Genomic DNA, 8,226 nt, shown 5'->3' on the forward strand with positions numbered 1-8,226 from the left:
GCGCGCGCCTGCCGGTGCAGCTCGCCAGGAAAGCCCACCTGCTCGACCAGACTCCCGAGGAGTGGGAGATGGGAAGCGGCCCCGCCTACCGGCGCGCGGTCCTGAGCCGATGGGTCTTCGAAAAGCGGGCCGTCTCCTTCGAAGAGATGACGAGCCTGCCTCTCTCCTTGCGGGCGGAGCTGAGCGATCGGTATCGGCTGCGATCCCTGCGGATGGTTCGCCGTCTCCAGAATGCCGATGGCGTCCAAAAGCTCCTCTGGGAGCTGGAAGAAGGCGATGCGGTCGAAAGCGTCCTGATCCCCGCGGAATCGGATGCCTCCTGCGGCAGGCTCACCCTCTGCCTGTCGAGCCAAGTCGGCTGTGCGCACCGATGCGCGTTCTGCGCCAGCGGCCTCCTGGGCTTCCGGCGGAACCTTTCCACGGGCGAGATCGTGGAGCAGCTCCTCCAATCGGAAGAAGCGGTCGGCAGGCGCGTCGACAACTTGGTTTTCATGGGAATGGGCGAGCCGCTGGCGAACTGGGATTCCCTGTTGGGATCCCTCCGCCTCCTCACGGCCCCTTGGGGTTTTGCCATGAGTCCCCGGAGGATCACCGTATCGACCAGCGGCTTGGTTCCGGAGATCCGAAGGTTGGCCGAAGAGCCGTTGTCGGTGGGGCTCGCGATCTCTCTCCATGCCGCGAGCGATTCGCTCCGCTCCCGGCTGATGCCGATCAACCGGAAATATCCCCTCGCGCTGCTCCTCGACGCCTGTGAAGAATATAGTAGGAGAAAGCGGCAGCGAATCACCTTGGAGTACATCTTGCTCTCCGGAGTTAACGATTCGGACGAGGATGCCGCGCGCTTGGGCCGGATCGCCCGCCGGCTGCGGGCGAAGGTCAACTTGATCCCCTACAACCGGGTAGAGTCGTTACCTTGGGAGCGTCCGGGTCCGGTCCGGGTGAATCGCTTCGAGAGCCTCCTGCAAAGGAGCGGCTGCCTCGTCACGTTGCGGCGGAGAAAAGGAGAGGAGATCTTCGCCGCTTGCGGTCAGCTCCGCTTGGCGGCCGCCCAAGATTCTTCCCCGCCGATGCCGGCCGATCGCTGATCGATCGTTTTCTGGCGCTTCCCGCATTTGTTGCTGGTCGAGAAGCGAAAAGATTTGTAGGTTCGCCCCACAGCCACATGGGCCACTCCAATCCCCAGGCGATCGTTTCGATGCGATCCGCCGCTCTGATCGCGGCTTTCCTTTGGGCCTGCACGCTTCCTTCCGGATTCGGCCAAGAGACGAAGGAGCCCTACAACCTGCCCGACCGCTTTTCCGTCGTTCAGACAGTCCAGATCGATGGGCGGACGACGCTCGTCCAGCACCTCTATCGGGACGGCGACAAGCTTCGGCTCGAGTCCCAGGAAGGTCCCGAAACGCAAATCATCGTCTTGCGGAAGGACCGGAAGAAGGTCTACACGATCCTACCCGCGCAGAAGCTCATTTTGGAAAGCAGCTATCGGGACACGGGCTCTTCTCCCAACCTCGGTCTCCCGGGCGAGGGAGGAGCCTCTTGGCTCTTTCAAGGGAAGGAGACGATCCGCGGGCATTCCTGCGGGAAGTACCTGGCGAAAGGAGCCCGAAGGAGCCTCTATGTCTGGGTAGACGAGACGGATAAGTATCCCGTGCGGGTGGCTCCGGTGGACGGAAAGACCCTGGTCGATTGGGAGCAATACCAAGCGGGTCCCCAGCCGACCGATCTCTTCGAACCCCCCGCCGGGTACCGAACGATGTCGATGAGCTTCCCCGAAGGGCCGCGGTAGCGCCTTCGGCGCTGCAGCACGGGTCGGACCGAGCTCTTCCAAGGAGCGCCGGTTTCCGCGCTGGCTCGACATGAAAACGATCCTCTTGCTCGTTGTCTCGAACATCTTCATGACGCTCGCCTGGTACGGCCATTTGAAGTTCCGGGAGCAGCCGCTCCTGCTTGCGATTGTGGCGAGTTGGGGGCTGGCCCTATTCGAGTATGTCTTTCAGGTGCCGGCCAACCGGATCGGCTCCTACGAGTTTTCCGTGACCCAGCTCAAGGTCCTGCAAGAGTGCATCACTCTCGTCGTCTTCACGGTCTTGGCCTACTTCCTCTTTGGGGCCGTACCCCGCTGGAATCTCCTCGTCGCCTACGGGTTCCTGGTGGCCGCAGTCTACTTCGCCTTCAAAGGCTAGTGCGCGCCGCTCGTCGGGCGAGCCAGCTTGCAAGCCATGGGGGAGAGCTTCCGAGGATGCGGCTAGGGGAACTGCAGGATCGAGTAGATGGGATAGCGGCGGAGCCGCTCCTTGCCTTTTAACTCGCGCAGCTCGATGAGAAAGCCCAACTCCACCAGGGTGCCTCCGCAGCGCTCCACGAGCTTCGCCGCCGCCTCCGCCGTTCCGCCCGTCGCGAGGACGTCGTCGAGAATCAGCACCTGCTCGCCTCTCTCCACCGCGTCCCGGTGGATGGTCAGCGTATTGACTCCATATTCGGAGGCGTATTCGGATTCGAAGGTCTGGAAGGGGAGCTTTCCCTTCTTGCGAATCGGGATGAGCCCGATCCCGAGGATGTGGGCGAGAGCTCCGGCGAAGATGAATCCCCGCGCATCGATCGCGGCGATCTTGTCGATCTTGCGCCGCTGATACCGTTCCAGGAAGATCGTCATGACGAGACGGAAGAATTGACCGTCTCCGATGAGGGGGGTGATATCCCGGTAGAGGACTCCCTTCTCCGGGAAATCGGGAATCGTCCGGACCTTCTCCTTTAATCGGGAAAGGGTGCTTTGGAGGAGGAAAGTCATCGGGTGAGTTGGCGCTTCTCCTTCTTCTCCAAAGCCCGACGAACCTTCCGCAAAGCGATGTTTTGGAGCTGGCGAATCCGTTCCCGCGTTACGTGGAATTTCTTGCCAATCTCCTCCAAGGTCATCTCCTCGTTCCCTTCGAGCCCGAAGCGGAGCGCGAGGATCTTCCGCTCCCGGGCGTCGAGGGCCGGCAAGAGGTCCATCACCGTCTTTTTCAAGTTCTCGCTCTGGATGATCGCAGCCGGATCGATAGCGCTCTCGTCCTTCACGAGCTCTCCGAGCGATGTGCCGTCCTCTTCTTCGCCGACCGATGCATTGAGCGAGGCCGGTTGAATCGCGATCGTGCGGAGTTCACCCACTCTGGTGGCGGAAATGCCCAGCTCCTGCGCCAACTCCTCGTCGGTCGGCTCTCGGCCGAACTCCTCGGCCAGCCGAATCGCCGTCCGCCGCATGCGGGCGATCTTGTCCACCAAGTGCACCGGGAGTCGAATCGTTTTGCTCTGGTTGGCGAGGGCTCGCTTGATCGACTGTTTGATCCACCAGGCGGCATAGGTGCTCAGCTTCCCGCCCTTGGAGGGATCGAAGCGATCGACGGCCTTCATCAAGCCGATGTTTCCTTCCGAAATCAGGTCGAGCAGAGGCAGGCCGCTCGTCGCGTAATCGTGCGCGATCTTTACGACCAAGCGGAGGTTCGCTTGAATCATCTTTTGACGGGCGGCCGCATCTCCCTTTTGGATACGATGGGCGAGCTCCACCTCTTCTTCCCGGCGGAGAAGGGGAATTTGGCTGATTTCCCGCAAGTAGAGCTTGAGAGCAGAGTCGTTATCGATCATGCCGAATCAGTGATACGCAAGAAGCGGCCTGATTGTTTAGGATTGAGCCGGAAGGGCGGCTGCGCAATCAAAAAAGCGGTCGGCTTCGTCAAGAGAGCGGACGGAAAGGGAGTGGAAAAGGAGCGCCGGCTCCGAGCGGTTGCCCTGGGGAGCCCGATGGCTTATGCCGCGCCCACGCGCCGGCGGGCTTCCTCGGCCAGCGCGGTGCTCAAGTAACGCTCCCCCGTGCTCGCGCCCACCGCGACGATCCGCTTTCCACGGTTTTCCGGCCTCTTTGCCACCTCGAGGGCCGCATGTACCGTGGCCCCGGTGGAAATACCCGCCAAAATCCCTTCCTCTTCGGCGAGACGGCGCGCCATGGCCAAGGCGTCGGCGTCGGCGACCGGAAAGGCCTCGTCGACGATCGAGAGATTGAGATTCTTCGGGACGAAGCCCGCTCCGATCCCTTGGATCTTGTGCGGGCCGGGCTTGATGGGTTCGCCGCGCAGGGTCTGGGAAATCACTGGAGAGCCGGCCGGCTCGACCGCGACGGTCCGGAATTGGGGCTTGCGGGCTTTCCACACCTCTCCCACGCCGGAGATCGTGCCCCCGGTGCCGACTCCCGCGACGAAAATGTCGATCGCTCCCGCCGTGTCCGACCAAAGTTCCTCCGCCGTGGTCCGTCGGTGGATCTCCGGGTTCGCCGGATTTTCGAACTGCTGCGGAATCCAGGCCTTTCCCCGCTTTTCTTTTAGGGCGATTGCTTGCCGAATCGCCCCGGCCATCCCTTCGGCCGCCGGCGTCAGCACCAAGTTGGCCCCCAAGAGCGCCAATAGGGTGCGGCGTTCCTGGCTCATGCTCTCGGGCATCGTCAGGGTAAGGCGATATCCCTTGGCGGCCGCCACGAAAGCAAGAGCGATCCCCGTGTTGCCGGAAGTCGGCTCGATGATTTCGGTCTGCGGGTCGAGCAGCCCCTGTTTTTCGGCGGCTTCGATCATCGCCGCCCCGATCCGATCCTTTACGCTGCCGAGCGGGTTGAAGAACTCCGCCTTGAGTGCTAGCGTGGCCTCGATTCCTCGTGTGATCCGGTTGATCTGGATGAGGGGCGTGCGTCCGATGGTCGCGATGACCGAGGGATAGATCGACATGTATGATTCTCTATGGAGTTATGGCATATCTGTCAAGGCGTCGCCTCGGCCGAAAGAGAGACGAATGAGCAGAGCGATTTCCGAGCCTCGGGCGGAGCGGATTCGAGGGAGCGACCCCTCTCCGCGCAAGATTCTCATCCTCAAGTTCAGCTCGCTGGGAGACGTCGTTCAAGCGTTGCCGGTGGCGGCGGGGTTGCGGCGCCGCTGGCCATCGGCGGAAATTCACTGGATGGCTTTCGAGCCCTACCGCGATCTTCTGACGAACCACCCCGCGATCGACCGCTTTCTCGAGTTCCCGCGCCGGAGGGCGACCCGGCTCGAACTCCTCCGCGATCTGGCTCGATGCCTCCGCTTTGTTCGCCGAGAGCGCTACGACCTCCTCCTCGACCTGCAGGGCCTTTTGCGCAGCGGGCTCTTCTGCCTGCTGAGCGGATCGAAGCGCCGGATCGGGCCGTGGAATGGCCGAGAAGGGTCGATCCTCGTCTACCGCGAGCGGGTCATGCCGCCGCCGCCCCCGGCTCAGGAGCGATATCTGGCTTTCCTGCGCCACCTGGGGATTCCGGCCGGGCCGCCGGATTATGGTCTCTGCGCCGGAGCCCTGGAGATTCCGGGCTTGCGCAAGGGCTCCTACGTGGTTCTCCATCCCTACGCGCGCTGGAAGACCAAGCTCTGGCCGTGGCGGCATTACGCGGAACTGGTCCGATCCCTTCCCCATCTCTCCTTTGTCGTGATGGGCATGGGTCCATGGTTTCCGCTGGAGGAGAAAAATGTGACCGACCTGCGCGGCCCGCTTCCGATCGATCGGATGATGGCCCTCTTGGGAAATGCCGCGGCGGTGGTGGGACCCGATTCTGGTCCCGCCCATTTGGCGGCCGCGCTCGGGGTGTCGACCCTCATCCTTTTCGGTCCGACCGATTGGCGGGAGTCCGCGGCGGTGGGAGAGAACGTCCGCGTGCTCTCTTCGGCGGCGCGCTGTTCCCCTTGCTGGCGGACGAGCTGCCCGCAGCAGCGGCCCGTAGCCTGCCTTTCCGACATTCCTCCCGCTCTGGTTCGCGAGAAGTTGGAAGCAATGTGCAGAGGATGCGAAGAGATGGCACGATAGGTGCTTTCATTAGGAAAGATAATTGACAGAAGATCGTGTCAAGGCTATCGTTGTTGTTTAAGAGAACTATGAAAACGATCGAAGCTCCGGCAGAGGCAGAGGGAAAGAATCGGGAGTGGAGCGAAGAGATTCTCCTCCAGGAGATCCGTGCTTGGCATCGACGCGGTCGTCCTCTCTATTCGCACTACATGCGGCAGCACTACCAGGAGCTCCTTGCCGCGGGAATTCGGTATTTCGGCAGCTGGGAAAAGGCGGTCGAAGCCGCGGGAATTTCCTATTCCGAGGTTCGGCGCTACCAACGATGGTCCAAGAAGCACATCGTCGAGCGGATTCGCGCCCTCCACGCGCAGGGGGCGGATCTCTCCTTTCGGGCGCTGATGCTCAGCCCCTACGCGCCGATGGTCTATGCCGCGATCCGGCCGGTCTACTTCGGCAGTTGGAAGAACGCCCTTCTCGCCGCAGGGCTTGCGCCGGCGGACATCTACCGATACCGATCCTGGAAGGAAGCCGATATCCTGCGCGAGATCCGTCGGCTCCATGCCGAAGGCGAGGATTTGAGCTCGAAGCACATGGATGAGCGGGCGAACTCGCTGATCGCCACCGCGAGGCGGCGATTCGGGAGCTGGGGTGCGGCCGTCGAGCGCGCCGGGCTCGATTACGCGAAGATCCGGAAGCGGAAACGGTGGACCCAGGCCGAGATCGTGAATCAAATCCGCGCTTTGCGGGAGCGAGGGGTTCCGCTGACCAGCACCGAAGTGCGCAATCGGGAGCCTTCCCTCTTCGCCGCGGCTTGCAAGCGCCGCTTTTTCGGAAGTTGGAGAGAGGCGGTGCAGGCGGCCGTGGGAGAGGCGGCCAAGCGCGATTAGGGGCGGAATTTCGAATGAGTAGGCCGCTCGCCAGCTGAGCGAAGGAGATCGGCGAGCCATGAGGCGCGGTCCTGGTCCTGAGGGGTCGCGGCGCCGGATCGGCTGGCGGAAGGGGGGATGTTTCCTGCCGCTTCTCCTCCTGCTCCTCGTGGCGGGCATCGGATCGGGGCGGGCCGCGGGCGACGCTCCCCCCTCCGGCATCACGCCTTCCCGGACCCTGCGCGTCGGCGTCACCGAGGAGCCGCCGTTTGCGGAGCGCGATTCGCTGGGGGAATGGCGCGGCTTCGCCGTCGACTTGTGGAGGGAGATCGCCGGGGATCTCGGCTTGGGCTACCGCTTCGTCGAGCTCCCCGTCGATCCGTCGGCTTCCCTGCGCGCCTTGAAGGAAGGCAGGGTCGATCTCGTTGCCCTGGGGATCGCCGTGACGCCGGGGCAGGCGCGGGAGATTTCCTACAGCTACCCGTATTATCCCTCCGCCTTGGCGGTGGCGTTTCGTTCCGAGCGGGCGAGCACCGCATGGGCGATCGTCCATTTTCTTTTGAGTCGCGAGTTCGCCTACGTGATGGGCGGGCTTCTTTTGGCGACCTTCGTCGCCGGGTTGTTGCTCTGGCTCGTGGAGAGAAAGGAGAATCCGGAGCATTTCGGAGGAAAGACCATCCACGGCATCGGGAGCGCTTTCTGGTGGGCGGCCGTGACCATGACGACCATCGGCTATGGGGACAAAGTACCCCGGACCCCGAAAGGGAGGGCGATCGCCTTGGTCTGGATGTTCGTCGGCGTCGTCTTGGTTTCCTTCTTTACCGCATGGGTAACCGCCGCCGTCGCCGTCGAGAAGGTGAACAACCGATCCCTCCAGGGGCGGAACTTGGAAGAGCTCCGCTTGGGCTGCGTTCGCGGAGGGATGGGAGAGAAATTCTTGGGCGGGGAGAAGATCCATGCGCGCTCCTTCCCCTCGGCGAGGGAGTGCCTGGCCGCCTTGGCCGCCGGGAAGATCGACGCCGCCGTGATGCGCGAGCCGGCGCTGCGCTACTTGGTTCGGACCGCTTATGCCGGCGAGATCGTCGTGGTTCCGCGGCCGCTGGAACGGATCGACTATGCCTTCGCCCTGCCGCGCGGCAGCCCATTGCTCGGGCCGATCAACGAGGAGATCATCCGCCGAATCGGCCAGCTGAGCTCCCGAGTGCGCCAGAGCTTTTGAGAGGAACGGATCGAACGGCCGGGCGAGCGGTCAAAAGAGCGGGATGAAGGCCAACACCAAGAGTGCGAGCAGCGCGTTGACGGAGACCCCGATCAGACAGGTGGTCTTGGGAAGCTTTCCTCGGCTCAGGGCCAGCGCACCGATGAGGATCCCGGAGGCATTGAGCATGAACCCGGTTACGGCGCACAACCCGAGGAACTCGGAGGTGAGCTCCGTCTGGCTGTCCGTCGCTCGAAGGATCAACTCGAGAAAGCCGACTGCGATCCAAAAAAAGATGCCTCCGACAGCCAGGGCGACCGAGAGGCGGCCGCC

At 63.0% G+C, this 8,226-nt stretch carries 10 protein-coding genes; 6 read left to right on the top strand and 4 right to left on the bottom strand.

The annotated features are described in order from the left end of the window. From rlmN to FN369_RS06210, 3 genes are all read left to right on the top strand, one after another. Nucleotides 1–1,085 (top strand): dual-specificity RNA methyltransferase RlmN (rlmN, locus tag FN369_RS06200; RefSeq protein ID WP_342799716.1); only part of this gene is annotated, 1,085 nt, incomplete at its 5' end. Nucleotides 1,086–1,195: 110 nt separating this feature from the next. Then, nucleotides 1,196–1,786, top strand: a complete 591-nt coding sequence (locus tag FN369_RS06205; protein WP_142525321.1) for a hypothetical protein — start codon at nucleotides 1,196–1,198, stop codon at nucleotides 1,784–1,786. Nucleotides 1,787–1,856: 70 nt separating this feature from the next. Next, the gene (locus FN369_RS06210) at nucleotides 1,857–2,183 is read left to right on the top strand and encodes a DMT family protein (RefSeq protein ID WP_142525322.1); all 327 of its coding nucleotides are present in this window, start codon (nucleotides 1,857–1,859) and stop codon (nucleotides 2,181–2,183) included. A 62-nt stretch (nucleotides 2,184–2,245) separates the two neighbouring features. Here the strand turns inward: FN369_RS06210 and FN369_RS06215 are convergent, their stop codons facing one another. The 3 genes from FN369_RS06215 to cysK all read right to left on the bottom strand — a co-directional run bounded on the left by FN369_RS06215 (nucleotide 2,246) and on the right by cysK (nucleotide 4,748). Then, entirely contained in the window at nucleotides 2,246–2,788 is a 543-nt protein-coding gene (locus FN369_RS06215; protein ID WP_142525323.1) for an adenine phosphoribosyltransferase, read from the bottom strand. Further along, the gene (locus tag FN369_RS06220) at nucleotides 2,785–3,621 is read right to left on the bottom strand and encodes a sigma-70 family RNA polymerase sigma factor (protein WP_142525324.1); all 837 of its coding nucleotides are present in this window, start codon (nucleotides 3,619–3,621) and stop codon (nucleotides 2,785–2,787) included. The genes FN369_RS06215 and FN369_RS06220 overlap by 4 nt, the downstream gene beginning before the upstream one ends. 161 nt (nucleotides 3,622–3,782) lie before the next feature. Continuing rightward, on the bottom strand, nucleotides 3,783–4,748 hold the full coding sequence (gene cysK, locus FN369_RS06225; RefSeq protein ID WP_142525325.1) for a cysteine synthase A: 966 nt from the start codon (nucleotides 4,746–4,748) through the stop codon (nucleotides 3,783–3,785). Nucleotides 4,749–4,812: 64 nt separating this feature from the next. Here cysK and FN369_RS06230 point away from each other — a divergent pair, with 64 nt between their 5' ends. The 3 genes from FN369_RS06230 (at nucleotide 4,813) to FN369_RS06240 (ending at nucleotide 7,914) form a co-directional block, all read left to right on the top strand. Next, nucleotides 4,813–5,850, top strand: a complete 1,038-nt coding sequence (locus tag FN369_RS06230) for a glycosyltransferase family 9 protein (protein ID WP_142525326.1) — start codon at nucleotides 4,813–4,815, stop codon at nucleotides 5,848–5,850. Between the two features lie 68 nt (nucleotides 5,851–5,918). Continuing rightward, on the top strand, nucleotides 5,919–6,716 hold the full coding sequence (locus FN369_RS06235; RefSeq protein ID WP_142525327.1) for a homing endonuclease associated repeat-containing protein: 798 nt from the start codon (nucleotides 5,919–5,921) through the stop codon (nucleotides 6,714–6,716). A gap of 58 nt (nucleotides 6,717–6,774) precedes the next feature. Then, nucleotides 6,775–7,914 carry a transporter substrate-binding domain-containing protein gene (locus FN369_RS06240; protein ID WP_142525328.1) on the top strand — a complete coding sequence of 380 codons (1,140 nt, stop codon included), beginning with the start codon at nucleotides 6,775–6,777 and terminating at the stop codon, nucleotides 7,912–7,914. Nucleotides 7,915–7,944: 30 nt separating this feature from the next. Here the strand turns inward: FN369_RS06240 and FN369_RS11125 are convergent. After that, nucleotides 7,945–8,226, bottom strand: a 282-nt coding sequence (locus FN369_RS11125) for a hypothetical protein (protein ID WP_178087716.1), incomplete at its 5' end; no start/stop codon positions are given.

Source organism: Methylacidimicrobium cyclopophantes (genome assembly GCF_902143385.2).
Classification (GTDB): domain Bacteria; phylum Verrucomicrobiota; class Verrucomicrobiia; order Methylacidiphilales; family Methylacidiphilaceae; genus Methylacidimicrobium; species Methylacidimicrobium cyclopophantes.

Coding starts and splice junctions, on each gene's coding strand:
- FN369_RS06220 (WP_142525324.1), bottom strand. CDS start 3,621: ATGATCGATAACGACTCTGCTCTCAAGCTCTACTTGCGGGAAATCAGC.
- FN369_RS06210 (WP_142525322.1), top strand. CDS start 1,857: ATGAAAACGATCCTCTTGCTCGTTGTCTCGAACATCTTCATGACGCTC.
- FN369_RS06235 (WP_142525327.1), top strand. CDS start 5,919: ATGAAAACGATCGAAGCTCCGGCAGAGGCAGAGGGAAAGAATCGGGAG.
- FN369_RS06215 (WP_142525323.1), bottom strand. CDS start 2,788: ATGACTTTCCTCCTCCAAAGCACCCTTTCCCGATTAAAGGAGAAGGTC.
- FN369_RS06230 (WP_142525326.1), top strand. CDS start 4,813: ATGAGCAGAGCGATTTCCGAGCCTCGGGCGGAGCGGATTCGAGGGAGC.
- cysK (WP_142525325.1), bottom strand. CDS start 4,748: ATGTCGATCTATCCCTCGGTCATCGCGACCATCGGACGCACGCCCCTC.
- FN369_RS06205 (WP_142525321.1), top strand. CDS start 1,196: ATGCGATCCGCCGCTCTGATCGCGGCTTTCCTTTGGGCCTGCACGCTT.
- FN369_RS06240 (WP_142525328.1), top strand. CDS start 6,775: ATGAGGCGCGGTCCTGGTCCTGAGGGGTCGCGGCGCCGGATCGGCTGG.